Annotated in this window: 15 protein-coding genes; 9 read left to right on the forward strand and 6 right to left on the reverse strand. The window is 69.8% G+C overall.

What is annotated here, in order from left to right:
• The first annotated feature begins 6 nt into the window (after nt 1–6).
• From AC1Q9M_RS09865 to AC1Q9M_RS09875, 3 genes are read left to right on the forward strand one after another with little or no spacing between them, the layout of a single operon-like run.
• Nucleotides 7–1170 carry a Gfo/Idh/MocA family protein gene (locus AC1Q9M_RS09865; RefSeq protein WP_444686823.1) on the forward strand — a complete coding sequence of 388 codons (1164 nt, stop codon included), beginning with the start codon at nt 7–9 and terminating at the stop codon, nt 1168–1170.
• A 4-nt stretch (nt 1171–1174) separates the two neighbouring features.
• Nucleotides 1175–2362 carry a dihydrodipicolinate synthase family protein gene (locus tag AC1Q9M_RS09870; protein ID WP_492433558.1) on the forward strand — a complete coding sequence of 396 codons (1188 nt, stop codon included), beginning with the start codon at nt 1175–1177 and terminating at the stop codon, nt 2360–2362.
• A 3-nt stretch (nt 2363–2365) separates the two neighbouring features.
• On the forward strand, nt 2366–3244 hold the full coding sequence (locus AC1Q9M_RS09875) for a sugar phosphate isomerase/epimerase family protein (RefSeq protein WP_492433560.1): 879 nt from the start codon (nt 2366–2368) through the stop codon (nt 3242–3244).
• Between the two features lie 49 nt (nt 3245–3293).
• On the opposite strand, the gene AC1Q9M_RS09880 is transcribed toward AC1Q9M_RS09875, so the two are convergent.
• Nucleotides 3294–3566 (reverse strand): hypothetical protein, encoded by a 273-nt coding sequence (locus AC1Q9M_RS09880; protein ID WP_444686825.1) that lies wholly within the window; start codon nt 3564–3566, stop codon nt 3294–3296.
• A gap of 148 nt (nt 3567–3714) precedes the next feature.
• Here AC1Q9M_RS09880 and AC1Q9M_RS09885 point away from each other — a divergent pair, with 148 nt between their 5' ends.
• A complete protein-coding gene (locus AC1Q9M_RS09885; RefSeq protein ID WP_492433563.1) occupies nt 3715–5961 on the forward strand; it encodes a heavy metal translocating P-type ATPase in 2247 nt (748 codons plus the stop codon).
• A gap of 1 nt (nt 5962) precedes the next feature.
• Here the strand turns inward: AC1Q9M_RS09885 and AC1Q9M_RS09890 are convergent, their stop codons facing one another.
• Complete coding sequence (locus AC1Q9M_RS09890) at nt 5963–6928, reverse strand: diiron oxygenase (protein WP_492433565.1); 966 nt, start codon at nt 6926–6928, stop codon at nt 5963–5965.
• A gap of 132 nt (nt 6929–7060) precedes the next feature.
• On the opposite strand from AC1Q9M_RS09890, the gene AC1Q9M_RS09895 reads away from it, so the two are divergent.
• Entirely contained in the window at nt 7061–7675 is a 615-nt protein-coding gene (locus AC1Q9M_RS09895; protein ID WP_492433566.1) for a LuxR C-terminal-related transcriptional regulator, read from the forward strand.
• Nucleotides 7676–9466 carry an ATP-binding response regulator gene (locus tag AC1Q9M_RS09900; RefSeq protein WP_492433568.1) on the forward strand — a complete coding sequence of 597 codons (1791 nt, stop codon included), beginning with the start codon at nt 7676–7678 and terminating at the stop codon, nt 9464–9466. It begins immediately after the preceding gene.
• A gap of 8 nt (nt 9467–9474) precedes the next feature.
• Here AC1Q9M_RS09900 and AC1Q9M_RS09905 read toward each other — a convergent pair whose 3' ends face one another.
• The gene (locus AC1Q9M_RS09905) at nt 9475–9786 is read right to left on the reverse strand and encodes a hypothetical protein (protein ID WP_382320382.1); all 312 of its coding nucleotides are present in this window, start codon (nt 9784–9786) and stop codon (nt 9475–9477) included.
• A gap of 196 nt (nt 9787–9982) precedes the next feature.
• Here AC1Q9M_RS09905 and AC1Q9M_RS09910 point away from each other — a divergent pair, with 196 nt between their 5' ends.
• On the forward strand, nt 9983–11875 hold the full coding sequence (locus tag AC1Q9M_RS09910; RefSeq protein ID WP_492433570.1) for an InlB B-repeat-containing protein: 1893 nt from the start codon (nt 9983–9985) through the stop codon (nt 11873–11875).
• A gap of 13 nt (nt 11876–11888) precedes the next feature.
• Here the strand turns inward: AC1Q9M_RS09910 and AC1Q9M_RS09915 are convergent, their stop codons facing one another.
• Nucleotides 11889–14423: a DUF1631 family protein gene (locus AC1Q9M_RS09915; RefSeq protein WP_492433572.1), complete on the reverse strand. Its 2535-nt coding sequence runs from the start codon at nt 14421–14423 to the stop codon at nt 11889–11891.
• Nucleotides 14424–14568: 145 nt separating this feature from the next.
• Nucleotides 14569–15813 (reverse strand): MFS transporter, encoded by a 1245-nt coding sequence (locus tag AC1Q9M_RS09920; RefSeq protein WP_444686829.1) that lies wholly within the window; start codon nt 15811–15813, stop codon nt 14569–14571.
• A gap of 83 nt (nt 15814–15896) precedes the next feature.
• On the opposite strand from AC1Q9M_RS09920, the gene AC1Q9M_RS09925 reads away from it, so the two are divergent.
• Both AC1Q9M_RS09925 and AC1Q9M_RS09930 read left to right on the forward strand, forming a co-directional pair.
• Entirely contained in the window at nt 15897–16733 is an 837-nt protein-coding gene (locus tag AC1Q9M_RS09925; RefSeq protein ID WP_382156990.1) for an AraC family transcriptional regulator, read from the forward strand.
• A gap of 110 nt (nt 16734–16843) precedes the next feature.
• Nucleotides 16844–17098, forward strand: a complete 255-nt coding sequence (locus tag AC1Q9M_RS09930; RefSeq protein WP_492433574.1) for a hypothetical protein — start codon at nt 16844–16846, stop codon at nt 17096–17098.
• 1 nt (nt 17099) lies between these two features.
• Here the strand turns inward: AC1Q9M_RS09930 and AC1Q9M_RS09935 are convergent, their stop codons facing one another.
• Nucleotides 17100–18521, reverse strand: a complete 1422-nt coding sequence (locus tag AC1Q9M_RS09935) for a coniferyl aldehyde dehydrogenase (RefSeq protein ID WP_492433576.1) — start codon at nt 18519–18521, stop codon at nt 17100–17102.
• Between the last annotated feature and the right edge of the window lie 18 nt (nt 18522–18539).

Here is an 18539-nt window from a genome sequence, read left to right on the forward strand (position 1 = left end):
TCGACAATGGCCGTTCAACAACTCGGGATCATCATGCACGGCGTGACCGGACGCATGGGCATGAACCAGCATCTGATCCGCTCCATCTGCGCGATCCGCGCGCAAGGCGGTGTGACGCTCTCCAACGGCGACCGGGTCATGCCCGACCCCATCCTGGTCGGCCGCAACGCCGAGAAGATGGAAGCGCTGGCCAAGGCCCACAACATCCCGCGCTGGGGCACCGACCTCGATGCCGCGCTGGCCAACAAGAGCGACACCATCTTCTTCGACGCCGGCACCACGCAGATGCGCCCCACCCTGCTGGCCAAGGCCATCCGCGCCGGCAAGCACGTGTACTGCGAGAAGCCGATCGCCACCAACCTCAACGAGGCGGTGGAGATCGCGCGCCTGGCGCAGAGCTCGGGCCTCAAGCACGGCGCCGTGCAGGACAAGCTGTTCCTGCCCGGGCTGCGCAAGCTCGACATGCTGCGCCGCGCCGGCTTCTTCGGCCGCATGCTCAGCGTGCGCCTGGAGTTCGGCTACTGGGTGTTCGAAGGCGACCTGCAGCCCATCCAGCGCCCGAGCTGGAACTACCGCAAGGAAGACGGCGGCGGCATGATCCTGGACATGATGTGCCACTGGCGCTACGTGCTGGACAACCTGTTCGGTGAAGTGAAATCGGTCTCGTGCATCGGCACCACGCACATCCCCACGCGCTGGGACGAAGCCGGCAAACCCTACGAGTGCACCGCCGACGACGCGGCCTACGCCACCGCCGAACTCACCGGCCACAACGGCGAAAACGTGATCGCGCAGCTCAACATGAGCTGGGCCACCCGCGTGAACCGCGACGACCTCGTGACCTTCCACGTCGACGGCACGCACGGCTCCGCCGTCGCCACGCTGACCGGCTGCAAGGCGCAAAGCCGCGTGAACACGCCGCGCCCGGTGTGGAACCCGGATGTGAAGCAGACCATGAACTTTTCCGAGCAATGGCAGGACGTGCCGGACACGCAGGTGTACGACAACGGCTTCAAGATCCAGTGGGAACACTTCATCCGCCACGTGGTGGAGAACGAGCCCTACACGTGGACGCTGCCCGAAGGCGCCAAGGGCGTGCAGCTGGTGGAAGCCGCGCTGGACAGCTGGAAGGAACGCCGCTGGATCGACGTGCCCGCGCTGAAGGTCTGACGCCATGGCACTGTCCCTGAAACTGCCCAACGCCTCTTGCAAGGTCGAGGCCTACACCCTGCGCGGCACCACCCCGGTGAAGCCCGCGCCGGGCGTGAAGTTCAACCGCATCGCCTACTCCGCCGCCCACGTGGTGGCCGACCCGCTCGCCGCCATCGATCCCTGGCTGCAGTGCGCGGTGGACTGGGACGCGACCATCGCCTACCGCCAGCGGCTCTGGTCGCTCGGCCTGGGCGTGGCCGAGGCCATGGACACCGCGCAGCGCGGCATGGGCCTGGACTGGCCCACCTCGCTGGAGCTGATCCGCCGCTCGCTCGACGCCGCCAAGGACGTGCCCGGCGCGCTGGTGGCGTCGGGCTGCGGCACCGACCACCTCGTGCTGGAGAACGTGAAGACGGTCGATGAAGTCATCGCCGGCTACGAAGAGCAGATGGCCGCCATCGAGAAGCTCGGCGGCAAGCTGATCGTGATGGCCAGCCGCGCCCTGGCGCGCGTGGCCAAAAGCCCGGCCGACTACGAGCGCGTGTACGACCGCATCCTGAGCCAGGCCAAGCAGCCCGTGGTGCTGCACTGGCTGGGCGACATGTTCGACCCCGCGCTCAAGGGCTACTGGGGCGACAACGACCCCGACAAGGCCATGGACACCGCGCTGGCCGTGATCGCCGCGCACCCGGACAAGGTGGACGGCATCAAGATCTCCCTGCTCGACAAGGACAAGGAAATCGCGATGCGCCGCCGCCTGCCCCCGGGCGTGCGCATGTACACCGGCGACGACTTCAACTACGCCGAGCTCATCGCCGGTGACGGCTTCGGCGCCGAGAAGACGCACGGCCAGAGCGACGCGCTGCTGGGCATCTTCGACGCCATCGCCCCCGCCGCCAGCGCCGCGCTGGGCGAACTTGCGCAAGGCAACCTGCAGAAGTTCCACGACATCCTCGGCCCCACGGTGCCGCTGTCGCGCCACATCTTCGCCGCGCCCACGCGTTTCTACAAGACCGGCGTGGTCTTCATGGCCTGGCTCAACGGCCACCAGTCGCACTTCACCATGGTCGGTGGCCAGCAGAGCACGCGCTCGCTGCCGCACTTCGCCGAGCTGTTCCGCCTGGCCGATGCGGCCAACCTGCTGGAGCAGCCCGAGCTGGCCGTGCGCCGCATGGGCACGCTGCTGGCCTTGCATGGCGTGGAGGCCTGATCGATGCGCGACTTCTCCCAAGACCACCGCTGGCTCTCGCTCAACACCGCCACGGTGCGCAAGAGCCGGGGGCAGGACCTGCCGCTCGATCAGATCCTGGACGCCTGCGCGCGCCACGGCATCCCGGCCATCTCACCGTGGCGGGACCAGGTCGCCGCCGTCGGGCTGAAAACCATCTCGGCCCAGGTGAAGTCGCTCGGCCTGAAGCTCTCGGGCTACTGCCGGGGCGGCATGTTCCCGGCGGTGGACGCCGCCGGGCTGCAGGCCGCGCGCGACGACAACCGCCGCGCGGTGGACGAGGCCTGTGAACTGAACGCACCTTGCCTGGTGCTGGTGGTCGGCGCCCTGCCCGGCGCGCTGGCCGGCCAGGCCGCGCACAAGGACATCGGCCGCTCGCGCCAACAGGTGAGCGAAGGCATTGCCGAGCTGCTCGAGTACGCCAAGGCCAACGGCATGCCGCTGGCCATCGAGCCCCTGCACCCCATGTACGCGGCCGACCGCGCCTGCATCAACACCATGGAGCAGGCGCTGGACGTGTGCGACGCGCTCGACCCGGGCCAGACCGGCGCGATCGGCGTGGCGGTGGACGTGTACCACGTGTGGTGGGACCCCAAGCTGCAGGCGCAGATCGAACGCGCGGGCAAGAACCGCCTGCTGGCTTTCCACGTGTGCGACTGGCTCACGCCCACCACCGACCTGCTCAACGACCGGGGCATGATGGGCGACGGCGTGATCGACATCCCGCGCATCCGGGGCTGGGTGGAAGCGCAGGGCTTCGCCGGCTTCAGCGAGGTGGAGATCTTCTCCACCGGCAACTGGTGGAAGCGCGATCACGACGAGGTGTTGAAGACCTGCATCGAGAGGCACCGCAGCGCGGTGTGATGAAACAAGGGCCCGCATGTCGGGCCCTTGTTTTTTGGACGGCGAGGTTTCAGCGCAGGGTGGAGGCCTCGGTGCTTGCCGCCAGCACGGCGGCCACGGGCCGGCTCCGACGCTCGGCCTCGTCGGCCAGGATCAGCGAACCTGTGGTGCGCTGTTGCAGGCGGCGCTGTTCGCCACGCTGCGTGACGTCGTTCAACACCGAGACAAACCACATGAGCAACAAGCCGGCGGCCGCAAACAGCAGCCAGATCAGCGCGTTGGAGAAAAAACCGAACCAGGAGTCGTCACGGTTGCCGGGCAGGTAGGCGGCGTTGCGGTTCATGGAAGTCTCCTCGATGCGTTGTTGGCTTGAACGCATGATCCCAGCGGCGGCCAGCCCGGCCTGTCGGCACAACCCGCCGCCCGCTGTAGGAGCCAGCCGACAAGGGCAGGCTTGACCCTCCAGCGGCTCCAGGGTTTCAAATCAGCCCATGAGCGACAAAACCCTGACACCGAGCCCCGCCGAGTCCACCGTGCTGCACGTGCCCAGCATGTGTTGCGCGGCCGAGTTCAACCTGGTGGAAAAGGAACTGCGGCGCGTGGACGGCGTGCACGACGTGGCGCCCGACTTCATCCGCCGATCGGTGCGCATCCAGCACAGCGCGATTCCCGAGCCCGAGCTGCTCGCGGCGGCGGCCCGCTCGGGCTTCGAGGTGCGCCCGGGGCGCGCGGCGCCCCAGGGCAAGGGCCTGGCGTCGATCGGCATCCGCACGGTGGATGCGGCGCCCCCCGCGCCCGCCAGCCATGCGGCGCATGACCACGACCATGAACACGACCACAAGGACGGCCATGACCACGAGGAAGGGCCTGGCCACACGCACGCCAACGACACCTCGCCCTGGAAGCTCGCCGTGGGTGGCGTGCTGGCGCTGGCGGCTGAGGTGGTGGCGCTGGCCTATGGCGATGCCTCGTTCGGGGCGGTAGCCTTCGCGCTGGGCGCCATTGCCCTGGCTGGTCTGGACACCTACCGCAAGGGCCTCGTCGCCCTGCGCCGCTTCAACCTGAACATCAACGCCCTGATGACGGTGGCGGTCACGGGCGCCGCCATCCTGGGCCAGTGGCCCGAAGCGGCGATGGTCATGGTGCTGTTCGCCATCGCGGAAATGATCGAAGAGAAATCGCTGGACCGCGCGCGCCGCGCCATCGAAGGCCTGATGGCGATGGCGCCCGAGATGGCCACGGTGCAGCAGGGCTCGGCCTGGCGGGAGGTGCCGGCGGCCACGGTGGCGCTGGGGGCGACCGTTCGCGTGCGCCCGGGGGAACGCATCGCGCTCGACGGCACCGTCACCTCCGGCTCCTCGGCGGTGGACCAGGCCGCCATCACGGGCGAGAGCGTGCCGGTGGACAAGCAGGCCGGCGACAAGCTGTTCGCCGGCACCATCAACCAGAACGGCGAGTTGCTCTACCAGGTGACGGCCAAGGCCGACGACTCGACGTTGGCCCGCATCATCCGCGCGGTGCAGGAGGCCCAGGCCAGCCGCGCGCCGACCCAGCGTTTCGTGGACACCTTCGCGCGCTATTACACGCCGGCCGTGTTTGCGGTGGCCATCGCCATCGCGGTGCTACCGCCGCTGCTGACGGGCGCGGACTGGCTCACCTGGGTCTACCGGGCGCTGGTGCTGCTGGTCATCGCCTGCCCCTGCGCGCTGGTGCTGTCCACGCCGATCTCCGTCGTGTCCGGGCTGACCGCCGCCGCCCGGCGCGGCATCCTGGTCAAGGGCGGCCTGTACCTGGAGCAAGGCCACCGGCTGAAGGTACTGGCCCTGGACAAGACCGGCACGCTGACGCAGGGCCGACCGGTGGTGACCGACGTGCAGGCGCTGCAGGGCAGCGAAGACGAGGTGCTGGCGCTGGCGGTGTCGCTGTCCGGGCGCAGCGACCACCCGGTGTCCAAGGCGATTGCCGCGCGCGGCACCGGCACCCTGCGGGAGGTCACCGGTTTTCAGGCGCTGCAGGGACGCGGCATCGAAGGCAGCATCGCGAACGAGCGCTACCGCCTGGGCAACCACCGCCTGGTCGAAGAATCGGCGGCGTGTTCGCCCGAGCTGGAGGCGAAGCTGGACGCGCTGGAGGCGCAGGGCAAGACGGCAGTGGTGCTGGTGCGCGGCAAGGTGCCCATCGCCATCTTCGCGATCGCCGACCAGGTGCGCCCGGAAAGCGTGGAGGCCGTCGCGCAGCTGAAGCAACTGGGCGTTCGCCCGGTGATGTTGACCGGCGACAACCGGCACACGGCCGAGGCGATCGCGCGGCAGGTCGGCATCGAGGACGTGCGCAGCGAGCTGCTGCCGCAAGACAAGCTCAAGGCGATTCAGGAACTCTCGGCCGGCGGCACGGTGGTGGGCATGGTGGGCGACGGCATCAACGACGCACCGGCGCTCGCCCAGGCCCACATCGGCTTTGCCATGGGCGCCGCGGGGACCGACACCGCGATCGAGACGGCCGACGTGGCCCTGATGGACGACGACCCACGCAAGCTCGCCGAGTTCATCGACCTGTCCCGCGCCACCAAGGCCGTGCTGTGGCAGAACATCACCCTCGCCCTGGGTATCAAGGTGGTGTTCCTGAGCCTCGCGGTGGTGGGTGAGGCCACGCTGTGGATGGCGGTGTTCGCCGACATGGGCGGCAGCCTGCTCGTGGTGTTCAACGGCCTGCGGCTGCTGCGCCACCGCCGGCGCTGATTCAGTAGGCGCGGTCGCGGTCCAGCAGGCCGCGCTGGACGAAGAGCGCGCGCAGCGCGTCGTGTTTGAAGACACCGCAGCGCTCCAGCACCTGGAGCGTGTTGCCGCAGCGGCTGCGCATGTGCGCGTGGCGCAGGCCCTCGCCACTCACCTTGCTCAGCACGCGTTCGGTGGCGGCGGCATCCAGGCCGGCATCGCCCAGCAGGCGGCGATGGAAGCCGTCGTCCCAGGTGTGGAAGGCCGCGATGACGTCGGGCAGCAGGCGGCCGAAGAAGGCCTGGCTGTTGCCGTCCAGCCGGGGCCAGATCCGCTCGAACAGGTGGGCGAAGTACTTCGCATGCACCCACTCGTCTTCCAGGTGCGCGAGCAGCATGCCCTGCACCGCCGTGTGCGCCGTGCCGCGCATGACGTCGACGATGGCCTTGGTGATCATGGTCTCGCCGACGAAGCCGACCATGAACCAGGCCAGGTCGCGCCGCTGCGCCGGCACCTGGGCCGCCAGCGCCTCGATGGCCGAGATCTTCAGGCTGGGTTCGTCGCGCGCCTCCAGCGCGAACACCTCGCGGATGGCGCGGCTCGCGTGGGCCGTGAAGTAGGCGTGGTAGCCCTCGTCGGTGTACAGCTTCAACGCGTCGAGCGCGAGCGCTTCGGGCACGAAGGCGCGCAGGCGGTTTTCCGCGATGACCTGAGCCGCCACGTTGACGATGCGGTGCTCGGTGAGCGCCATGTCGTCCAGGAAATGCACCAGCCGCGCGGCGCACAGGCGGTTGCGCCGGGCCATGTCGAGGTGGCGCAGCGCCGGGTGCGACATGAGTTCGTCGGTCTGGCCGAAGACGAACCACTGCACGCTGCTGAACTCGCCCGCGCTGCCGGACAGATCGAAGTCGGTCAATGAGGGCTTGGCGCGCACCGAGGCGGTGGCGATCCAGTCCTTGAAGGGCGAGTCGGCTTCCTTTCTGGCGCGCATCCGGGTTCTTCCGCATTCGATTGAGGGGTTCTCGAGTATGTCAAGAATCCGTGGCGATATTCCCGAAAGGCGGTGACCTGCCCCTTAGGGCAGTGCCCAAAAGTGCATGGCGGGCCCAGAATCGACACGCCCATGAACCTGCTTCTCATCGATGACCACCCGATGTTCGGCGTCGGGTTCGTTCACGCCCTCACCCACCTGCGCCCAGGCATCGACGCCCGGGCGGTGCTGCACCTGGAACACGGGCTGGCGCTGGCCCGGCAATGGCCCGGGCTGGATGTGGTGCTGATCGACTACCGGCTGGCGGGCGACGATGGGCTGGCCGGCTTGCGGCGCTTCGGCACGCACCACCCGCTGGTCGCGCGCGTGCTGATCTCGGGCCAGGAAGACCGGCACCTGCTGGCGCAGGCGCGCACGGCCGGCGCCGCGGGCTTTCTGGGCAAGTCGTTGCCGATCGCCGAGATCCTCGCCGCGCTGGAGAAGATCGTCGGCGGTGGCGAACATTTCCTCCCGACGGCATCCACCAGCCAGGTGCCCGCGAATACCACCACCACCCCAGGGCCGACGGCACGCCAGCTCGAGGTGCTGCTGCTGATCGCGCGGGGCCAGCAGAACAAGCAGATTGCGCACGAACTGGGCATTGCCGAGCGCACCGTGAAGCTGCACGTCACCGCGCTGCTGGATGCGCTGGGCGCGCGCAACCGCACGCACCTGCTGGTGCTGGCACGCGACTCGGGCCTCATCTGAATGGACCGACCCACCAGCGCCCCGGGCCCGACCGCGCTGGAGATGGACCAGATCAACCGGCTGGTGCGCACCACCCCGGCGGTGTGGTTCCTGAGCACACTGGGCGCGTTGATCTGCTACCTGCAGTTCGCCGACTCGCAGACCGATTCGCGCCTTGACTGGTGGCTGGTCGCCTTCTGCGCGGTGAGCACGCAGAGGCTGGTGGCGTCCCTGTTCGTGTACCGCGTGCCGCGCTCGGCCCCCCGGATCCGCTGGTGGCTGAGCAGCACGCTGGTGCATGCCGCGCTGTGGGGCCTGCTGAGCGTGGTCCTGCTGACCCCGGGGCCGCCCCAGGCGGAGTCCATCCTGCACATCACGCTGGTGGCGATCGCCATGGGCGGCTCGGTGCGCCTGCCCGGCTTCCGCCTCACGCTGATCGCCCATGTGGGCCTGGTGCTCGGCCCGCTGATCCTGCGCGACCTGTGGACGGCCAACCCGTACCACGCGGTGCTGGCGTTCCTGGTGTTCCTGATCGGTGTGTACGCCCTGGTCAGCGGTCGCAACCAGTCGCTGGCCCTGCGCGAGATCCACGTCCAGCGCCAGCGCAACGAGGAACTGATCGTCGCCTTGCAAAGAGAGAACGAACGCAGCGAAACCGCGCGCGGCGTGGCCGAAGAGGCGAACGCGGCGCGCACCCGTTTCTTCGCGGCCGCCAACCACGACCTGCGCCAGCCCCTGCACGCCATGCGCCTGCTGTCGCAGACGCTGCTGGAACAGGGCCACAAGGTGGACGTGACCGCGGTGTCCACCCACCTGGTCGAGTGCGTGGAGGGCATGGCGGAGGTGATCGACGACCTGCTGGAGATCACGCGGCTCGACGTGGGCCACATGGCGCCGCACTGGTCGAGTTTTCCGCTGGACGATCTGGTGCGGGAGTGCTGCCGGCCCCACGAACCGCTGGCGCTGGCCAAGGGCCTGCGGCTGGACATCGATGTGGGCCGACTCGCAGTGCACAGCGACCGCGCCCTGCTGGCCCGCGTGCTGAGCAACCTGGTCTCCAACGCCATCCGCTACACCGAGCGCGGCGCCGTGCGGGTGGCCTGCGCCCTGACAAGCGACGAAAGCCACGTCTGGCTCGATGTGGAAGACACCGGCATCGGCATCGATGAAGAGGACCTGCCGCGCATCTTCGAGGAGTTCTACCAGGTGGGCAACCCGGCCCGCGACCGCCACCTGGGCCTGGGACTGGGCCTGGCCACCGTGAAGCGCCTGAGCGACCTGCTGTCGCTGGATGTGTCGGTGCTGCGCTCGGCGCCCGGCCAGGGCAGCGTGTTTTCCCTGAAGCTGCGGCGCGTGGCCATGGACGAAGTCACGATGAGCGCCACGGCCCATCCCGAGCCGGGCGCCCAAGAGGCTTTGCTGCCCGGCCACCGCGTGCTGGTGATCGAGGACGACGCCGATGCGCGCGCCGCGCTCACGGGCCTGTTGCGCTCGTGGGGTTGCGACGTGCGTTCGGCGGCGGATGCGGCCACCAGCCTGGGCCACATCCGGACGGGGTTCCGGCCCGATGCCCTGGTGGTGGACCTGCGCTTGCCCGACGGTGCCAGCGGCATCGACGCCTTGCGCGACGTGCGCGCGCTGCTGGGTGACGAGGTGCCCGCCGTGATGGTGACGGGCGACGCCGGAAGCCCTCACATGCGGCTGGCTCAGGACGCCGGCCTGACGGTGATGGTCAAGCCGGTGCGGCCGGTGCAGCTGCGCGCGTTCCTCGGTCAGGTGTTCGCCAGGGAGCAGGCGCCGCAGCCCGACTGAGGAAGGGCTCAGCGCAACAGGGGGTTGCGCGCGGGCGGCGCGCCCTTGCGGCTGCACACCGCCTCGGACACCGAGCGCCCCAGCACGTTGAAGGACCCGCCGACGAAGCAGCCGTATTCCTGGCCGCTCTTGGTGCGCACGGCGTAGCGGGTGGTGGTGCCCTCGTCGACGCGGTTGCTCACGGTGAACGCGTTTCGCTCCAGGCCGAGCGCAAAGGCGGTGCGGTCGACGATGGCCTCGTCGGTCACGGCCATCGATGCGCAACCGGCGGTGAGCAGCAGCGCGGCAAGGGTGGGTACCCAGAGTCTGGGTGAGTGCATGGGTTCTCCTGTCCTGAAAGAGTGAGGTGGTGACGGCAAGGTCTGCCGCGAACCCATGCTAGGCAGGACCTCCCCGGCGGGGAACAGCACCTTCGGGCAGGTGATGCGCGCGCGCATCGCCCTGCCCGATGGTGCTATGGAGCCGCGCGCCCTTCGTTCCTAGCATCCGCCCCATGTACAACCATGGAGCACATGAATGAAATGGCAAGGAACGATCGCACGGCTGTCCGTGCTGGCGGCGGTGGCCGCCGTGCTGGGCGCCTGTGGAGGCTCGAACAACAGCAGTGGAAGTGGTGGCAACAGCCCCGCTCCCGCTCCGGACACCAGCAGGCTGGAGGTGACCGTGGTGGGCAGCGGCAACATCAGCTCACTGCCCACCGGGCTGGACTGCAACGACGCCTGCGGCGCACCCTTTGCGACCGGCAGCGCGGTGACGCTGACGGCCACACCGGCGGCGGGGCAGCAACTGGCCAGCTGGAGCGGCGCCTGCAGCGGCGCGGCGCTGACCTGCACCGTGTCGATGGACCAGGCGCGCTCGGCCACGGCCACCTTCGTGGCCACCACGGCCACGCGCTTCGACCTGTCGGTCACGCGCACCGGCAGCGGCGATGTGACTTCGTCACCGGCGGGCATCAGCTGCGGCAGCAGCTGCGAGGCCCAGTTCAACGCCGGCACCCTGGTCACGCTGACGGCCAGCCCCGCGTCGGGCCAGGTGTTCGATGGCTGGAGCGGCGCCTGCCGCAACCAGGCCCTGAGCTGCGACGTGACGATGAGCGCGGCGCGAGCCGTGGCGGCCGCCTTCAAGGCAGCGCCCAGCCAGGCGGGCTGGGGTGAGCTGGTGAACCTGGCGGGCGCGGGCGCGGCGACGCCGGTGGTGGCCATCGACGACGCGGGCCGGGCCACCGCCGTGTGGCGCCAGCTGAACCCGGGCACCACCGAGCACCACGTCTGGAGCAGCCGCTCGGTCTCGGGAGGCACCTGGTCCACGCCCGAGCGGCTGGAGAGCAACACTGGCAACGTGAGCGAACTGCGCTTGTCGGTGGACGCGGCCACGGGGCGCGGCATGCTGCTGTGGATCCAGGCCGGCCCCACGGTGGACCTGCATGCGAGGCCGCTGGACCCCACCACCGGCTGGGGCGCCGCCGCAGTGGTGGACAGTGGCGCGGGCATGGTCGGCGTGAGCAGCGTGGGCACGGACCACAGCGGCAACGCGGTGGCGGTCTGGTCGCAGATCGGCCCGGCGACGCGCTTCAGCATCCACGCCAACCGCTACACGCCCGGCAGCGGCTGGGGTTCGCCGCAGCTGATCGAGACCAACGAGGTGGTCGGCAGCGTGGACGGTGACCCCGTGGTGGCGGTGACGCCCGCCGGCGACGCACTGACCGTGTGGAAGCGCTCCGGCGGCGGCGGTGACCTCTGGGGCAACCGCTTCACCGTGGGCGCGGGCTGGGGAACCGCTGCCGCCATCGTGACCGACGCGGGCGCCTTCCAGACCCTGGGCCGGCACGACCTCGCGCTCGATGCCGGTGGCAACGGCCTGCTGGCCTGGGGCCAGCTCGACATCGCGGGCGGCACCGGCAACAACGCCATCTGGTTCAAACGCTTCAATGCCGGCGCCTGGCAACCGGCGGTGGGCACCGTGGCACCAGCCGTGCCCAACACGCAAGGCTTCGTCAGCACGCCGGTGCTGCGCATGAACGCGGCGGGCACGGCGGTGGTGGTCTGGGGCGATGCCGACCAATCGCTGAACGCGGCGGCGGCCGCCCCGCAGGCGGTGGCCTTCAGCGGCCCGACCACGCTGCGCAGCGCCAACGGCGGCACCTGGGACAGCCTGCCGGTGGTGGGCGTGGACAGCGCGGACCGCGCGATGGTCGCCTGGGTCGATCCCGTGGGCAGCAACGTCACGGTGTCGCGCCTGACGCCGGGCAGCGGCTGGTCCACGGCGGAGGTGGTGGAAACCTACACCGACCCGTCGTACACCCCGGCCCTGGCCATGAACGGGCAAGGCCACGCGGTGCTCGGATGGGCGCAGCTCTTCTCCGCCACCGGCACGCAGATCGTGGTGCGCCGCTGGAACGCGGGGCCGTGAACGGCGACGGCCGTCAGGCCGCGGCCGACTCCGCCGACCTCGACGAGGCGGCGGGGTCGGCCTTTTTCATGGCCTGCAGCGCCTTCTGCACCACACCCTGCTGCGTATTGACCGGGCGCAACAGGCGGCTGGCGATCAGGCGTTCGCAGCTGCGCTTGGTCATCGAATGCGGCCGGCCTCCCCGGCTCACGAACATGAACAGCGTGCCCTTGCTGCTGGCCCAGATGAGTTGGGCGCGCAGCCACTCGCGGTGGGAATACAGGTCCACCCAGTCGCCTTCGTGCAGGCCCACCAGCGTAGCGGCGGCGTTGATGTCTTCCAGTTCGCCCTCTTCGGCCAGGGCCGCGGCCTGCGAATCGTCCTCGCTGGCGCGGGCCTGCACCTGGGTTTCGATGAGGTCGCCGTAATCGGTCGGCATGGTGTCCTCGAAACCGGCGGCTTCCAGCTCGCGCTTGCCCAGCCAGGGCTGCGCGCGCGGCTTCGGCTTGCGCTGCTCGGGCGTGGCGGGCAGGGTTTCGTCGAGGTCCATGGACATGGAGGAAGGCACCTCCTCCAGGGGCATCGCGCCCGAGTTCTCCATCGGCGGCAGGCCGGAGTGGCTCGCGTCGGCGCGGATGCGCGCGCGGCGCAGGCCCAGCACCGGCTGGTGCAGGCGCATCAGCGCATCGAAAAAGGGCTTGGTTTCCTCGCGCGTCTTGCCCAGCATGTCCAGCCCCGCGTGCAGCGTGGCGAGCATGCCCGGCACCATGGCGAACAACTCCTTGGGCCGCTTGAGCGTGACTTCCTTCTTCACGCTCCACAGCAGGTTGGACACCACCTTGCGGTAGCCGCCGGGGTCGGCCTCGTCCGGCTCGTTGAGCTTGGCCGAGGCGATCACCAGCGACCAGGGGCCGTAGAGGAAATCGAGGATCACGCCGGGCGCGTTGTCCACGTCGGGCCGCTGGCTCAGGTCCCAGGCGATCTGGTCCGCCATGGCCTGCCGCTCTTCGGCATAGCGGATGGACTGCAGGCTGTTGTCCTGCAGCGCGAGTTCCTTCTGGTCCTGCGCTTCCCAGCCCTGCCGCAGCTCGGTGAGCACGTCGGCGAACGGCTGGGGGTCGCGGGTGGCGGTGGCATTGAGCTCGTTGAACGCGCTCTGCACCGGCTGGAAGAAGCTGTCGAATTCGGGCGCGAACTCGTCGTTGAACTTGAAGCTGCGCTGCGCCACGCTCTCGATCAGGCGCCGCGCGGGGTGTTCGTCTTCGTTGAAGAAGCGCGGGTTGGCCATGGCCAGGCGCAACAGCGCCGGCTCCAGCGCCACCACCGATTCGCGCACCGGCCCAAGAAGCAAGGGATCGCTCGCCACCTGGCTGACCAGCGTGCGCACCAGGTCCAGGCCCACGGCCTGGCTGACGCGCTGCGCTTTCTGCTTGAGGTGGATGAGCACGCGCGAGCGCTCGTGCGCGGCGGCGTAGGTGCCCCAGGCCTTGTGGCTGAGCTGGCTGGAGATGCCGATCTCGCGCGCCGGCCGGTCCACCACCGGCAGGTCGCGGTACTGCGTCTGCTGCTCCAGGATCATGGACTCGTCGAGCACCGGGATCGCGGCAAACGCCTCGATGGCGGCGAGCTCTTCGCTCACCTGCTCGTAGTAGTCCGGGGTCAGGTGGCGGTCGAAGTGTTTGCCGCCCTGCTTCAGGAAGTCATGGAAGACCTGGTGGTCTTCACCCGGCTGCATGCGCGCCAGCGTCTGCATGGATGGCAGCGGATCGGCACTGGCCCAGCCCGGCGCGTGGTGGCCGCTGCCCCCGGTGTCGCCGGCGTCCTGCCACTGGCTGCTGGGCGGGACGCCCAGCCCGGCCGCGCGGGACGACGTGCCCAGGTTGCCCGAGCGCGTGGACAGGCCGCCGGATCGGGTGGACGCGCCCGACTCTTCCACCAGCCGCACGCGGTAGCCGGCTTCCTGCACGTTGGCGCGCTGCAGGATCAGCGCCACGCGCTCGTAGAGTTTCTGCAGCTCGCGGGCCAGCGCGTCGCCCATGTGCCGCAACCACAGGGCGCGCACCTCGGGCTCGGACTCGGCCGAGGCCATGAGCTCGCGCAGCGCCCGCACGAAGACCGAGGGCCGCATGGGGTTGCGCTCGGCCTGCACCGTCTGCAGGCCGATCACCGAACTCATCAGGGCATCGAGCACGCCGAGTTGCTGCTCCACCACCGGCATGAGGCTGTGCACCAGCCGGGCCGATTCGAGCGACTCGTTGACCGCGTCGTCCTCCACCAGCGACAGCAGGGAGGACTCGGACAGCAGGGCCGGGCGCGAGCTGTTCATCTCGGGCGAGGCCATCAGGGCATCGCGCAGGTGCTGCGAGAAGCTGCGTCCCCACTGGATCTTGTTCTGCAACAGACCCCACCAGGCCAGCGCGAGGCGGTCGCGCTGGGCGACTTCCTTGGAAGCTTTTTCCGCGGCCTGCAGGCTGGCGATGGCCGAGTCGGCGCAGCGCGCCAGCATGTCGGGCGCGCCAGAGAGTGCTTCCTGAAAGCACTGCTGCAGCAAACGGGAGGGCGCCGTCATGGGCGGTGTGCGGGAATCGGCCGGGTGGGTATATGTATCAAGATGCTTTTATACCCGCTGGCAAGGCCCACCGCGTGAAGGGCGGCAAATATTCGGCAGCCGGGCGCAACACCAGCATCGGCGGCGCCCGGGTGGCCGGCCGGCTTCAGGCCGGCGCCAAAACGGTGCGCCGCACCCGGCGCACGTTGAAAGCGCTCGCGATGAGCACCGCCTGCACCACCGCCAGGCCGATCAGCACGCCCTGGAACTGGCCGTGGTCCATGAGCACGCCGAAGATCAGCGGCGAGATGGCCTGGCCGATGTCCAGCCCGGAATACACCACGCCGTACACACGGCCGGTGGCGTTGTCGGGCGTGGACTTCTTCACCAGCAGGTCGCGCGAAGGGCCCGCGATGCCGGCCGAGAAGCCCATGGCGCCGAACAGCACCGGCACCACCGCCGCCGGCACATGGGCAAAGGCCAGCACCAGCGCGATGACCGCCGCCAGGCCAAAGCCCACGCCCACCACGCGCTCGCAGCGCGCCGGATCGGACGCGAGGAAGCCACCCAGCACCATGCCGCCGGCCGCGCAGACCATGTAGATCGTCAGGCACACCGCCACCAGCGCGAGCGGCACGCCGTGCAGCTGGCGCGCGGCTTCGGGCGCGAAAGCCTGCACCACGCTGAGCGCCATGGCATAGAAAAAGAAGAAACCGAAACACATCCACACCGCCGGGATGCGCAGGAAGGCCGTGGAGCTTTCCGTGGCCGCGTGGGCCGGTCCCTGGGCCGGCTTGGGCGCGGCCGGCAGGCTGAGGCGCTCGCGGTTGAACCACAGCACGGCCAGCACCGCGAAGGCCAGCACACCCGCGCTGGCCAGCGCCGCGCGCCAGGAAAAGGCCAGCGCGATCGGCACCATCATGGCCGGCGCCAGCGCCCAGCCCAGGCTGCCGGTGATGCCGTGCACGCTGTAGGCGTGCCCCAGGCGGGGCGCGCTCACCTTGCGGTTGAGCAGGGTGTAGTCCACCGGGTGGAACACCCCGTTGCCGATGCCGGCCACGATGGCGAAGAAGGCCATCATCCAGTAGCCGGTGCTGGCCGCGAACCCGAAAGCCGCCACGCCCAGCAGCGCCAGGCCGGCGAACAGCACGGGGCGGGGACCGAGGCGGTCCACCACGAAACCCGAGGCGGTCTGCACCGCGCACGAGGTGACGAAGAAGATGGTCATCAGGAAACCCAGCTCCGCGTAACTGGCGTTGAACGCGTCCTTGAGCCAGGGGAACAGCGGCGCGAGCAGCAGCTGGCTGAAATGGCTGACCATGTGGGCCAGGCCCACCAGCCCGATGAGGCTGGCGTCCTGCCGCAGGGCCACGGGCGGCGGCAGGGATGAGGTGGTGCTGGAGGAAGACATGGCGTGATCGTAGATCGGCCCGACTTCGCCGAATCGCGACGATCTGTCAGAATTCGTTGAAAATCCGCCAACGCACCAAAACGATGCCTCAGCGCCCTCGCCCCGGCCCCACGCTCCTCGGAGACACCGATCCCTTCACGCCCGACGCGGCTCGCCCGGTGCGCGTGCGCGCCCGCGACCTGAGCGCGGACACCCACTTCGAACCGCACCGCCACCCCTGGGGGCAGTTGGCCTACTGCGCCACCGGCATCGTGCAGGCGATGGCCTCTCCCGACGACCCGAGCCTGCAGGCGGTGACCTACATCGTGCCGCCCTCGCGCGCCGTGTGGATTCCGCCCGGCATGCGCCACGCCGTCACGGTGCGCGAGGCCGCCGAGCTGCGCACGCTCTACATCCACGCGGGCGCCGCGCCCGCCGGCTGGACGGCCTGCCGCATGATCGTCGTCTCCCCCCTGTTGCGCGAGCTGATCCAGGCCATGGACGCGGCCACGCGGCGCGCGGCCGAACCGGCACGCGACCGCCTGCTGACCGATCTGGTGCTCGACGAGCTGGCGCACGCCGACACCCAGACCCTGGGCGTGCCGCTGCCGCGCGACAAGCGGCTGCGCGCCCTGTGCGAGGCGGTGCTGCGCGCACCCGGCGAACGCGCCACGCTGGCCGAGTGGGCGGCCGACACCGGCGCGAGCGAACGCACCGTGGCGCGGCTGTTCCGCGAAGAACTGGGCACCACCTACCAGCAGTGGCGACAGCAGGCGGTGCTGGCACACGCCTTGCCTATGCTCGCCCGGGGCATGCCCATCGGTCAGGTGGCGGCGGCCACGGGTTACGCCAGCGACAGTGCGTTCAGCGCGATGTTCAAGGCGGCCATGGGCCATCCGCCAACGCGCTGGGGCTTGCGGGCCGACGGCCAGCAGCGCTGAAGGAGACTCGGCGCGGCCGTCTTTCCGCCCTTCAAGGAGCTGTCATATCTGACAGGCAGCATGGGACATGCTCGGGCCAGAATGGTGCCGAGATTCGGGGAGTAAAAAAGATGGAATGCAACAACCAACGCTACGTGAAGACATCCCGCGCCTGGGATGCCCTCACCTGGCCCGACCGACTGGGCCGCCAGACACACACCGTCCTGTTGCTGGCCAATGGCAAGCGCAGCGAGCAGGAACTGGTGGGCCTGCTCGGCAACGATGTGAAAGAACTTCTGCAGCGTTTGCAGCAAGAAGGTTTGCTGCAGTGCGCCACGACCGGGGCCACGGCGGAGACCGACGACGACGCGGTGGCGGGTGCCTGACTCAGAGCCAGCGCTTGAGCAGCCCCATCACACGCTGGAACCGCGCCCCATACGGCGGGTAGAACAGCCAGCCCATCGCCCAGCGCGATTGCACCAGCACCGGCTTCTGCTGCGTGAAGCGCAGGAAGCCGGCCTCGCCGTGGTACGAGCCCCAGCCGCTCTCGCCCACGCCACCAAAAGGCAGGCCTTCGTGCGCGATGTGCATCAGCGTGTCGTTCACCGTCACGCCACCGCTGACCGTGCGGTTCAGCAAGCGGTCGCGCGCGGCGGTGTCGCTGCCGAACCAGTACAGCGCCAGCGGTCGGGGTCGCAGGTTGATGAAGGCGATGGCGTCGTCGATGCCGTCGTAGGCCACCACCGGCAGGATGGGGCCGAAGATTTCTTCGCCCATCAGGCGCAGGCCCGGCGCCGCATCGAACACCAGCACGGGGTTCATCTGGCGCGCACCGCCGCTGGTGCCACCGGGTGGCGCCACATTCACCACGCGCGCGCCGCCGGCCTGGGCTTCGTCCAGCAGCGCGACCAGGCGCGCCTGGTGCCGCTCGCTCACGATGGCGGCGTAGTCGGGGTTGCCCGCGATGCTGGGGAACAGGCGCGCCACGGCGGCGGTGTAGGCGCGTTCGAACTCGGCCTCCCGGTCGCGCGGCAGCAGCACGTAGTCGGGCGCGATGCAGGTCTGGCCGGCGTTGAGCAGCTTGCCGTGCGCGATCTTGACGGCCGCATCGTTCAGGTCGCACGAGGCATCGATCACGCAGGGTGACTTGCCGCCCAGCTCCAGCGTGGTGGGCGTGAGGTTGGCCGCCGCGGCCGCCGCCACCTGGCGGCCGACCTGGGTGGAGCCGGTGAAGAACAGGTGGTCGAACGGCAGGCGGGAGAAGTCCTGCGCCACGTCCGGCCCGCCCAGCACCACGCTGAACTCGTCGGCCGCGAAAGCCTGCTGCACCAGCGTGGCCATGAGGGCCGAGGTGTGGGGCGTGAGTTCGCTGGGCTTGAGCATCACGCGGTTGCCGGCCGCCAGCGCCGTGGCGGCCGGGCCGAACGTGAGTTGCAGCGGGTAGTTCCAGGGACCGATGACGCCGACCACGCCCAGGGGCTGGCGCTGGATGTGGGCCCGCGCGGGCTGCAGGTACAGCGGCGTGGCCACGCGCTGCGGCTTCATCCAGCCGGGCAGGTGCTTGTGCAGCTGGGCCATGCCCGCGCGCAGCACGAACAGGTCCGCCGCCTCGGTGAGCTGCGGCGAGCGCACGCCGAAGTCGGCCTCCACTGCCTCGGCCAGGGCCGGCGCGTGGCTGTCGATCAGGGCACGCAGTCGGGCCAGCCGGTCGCGCCGCAATGCCAGTGGCACGTCCACCTGGGCGCGGCTGGCGTTGTACTGCGCGTCGAACAGCGCCCGCAGAGGCAGGGAGGGAGGGATCTGGGTCATGGGTTTCATGATAGGCCG

The organism is Hydrogenophaga sp. GW823-FHT04C09 (genome assembly GCF_058796355.1).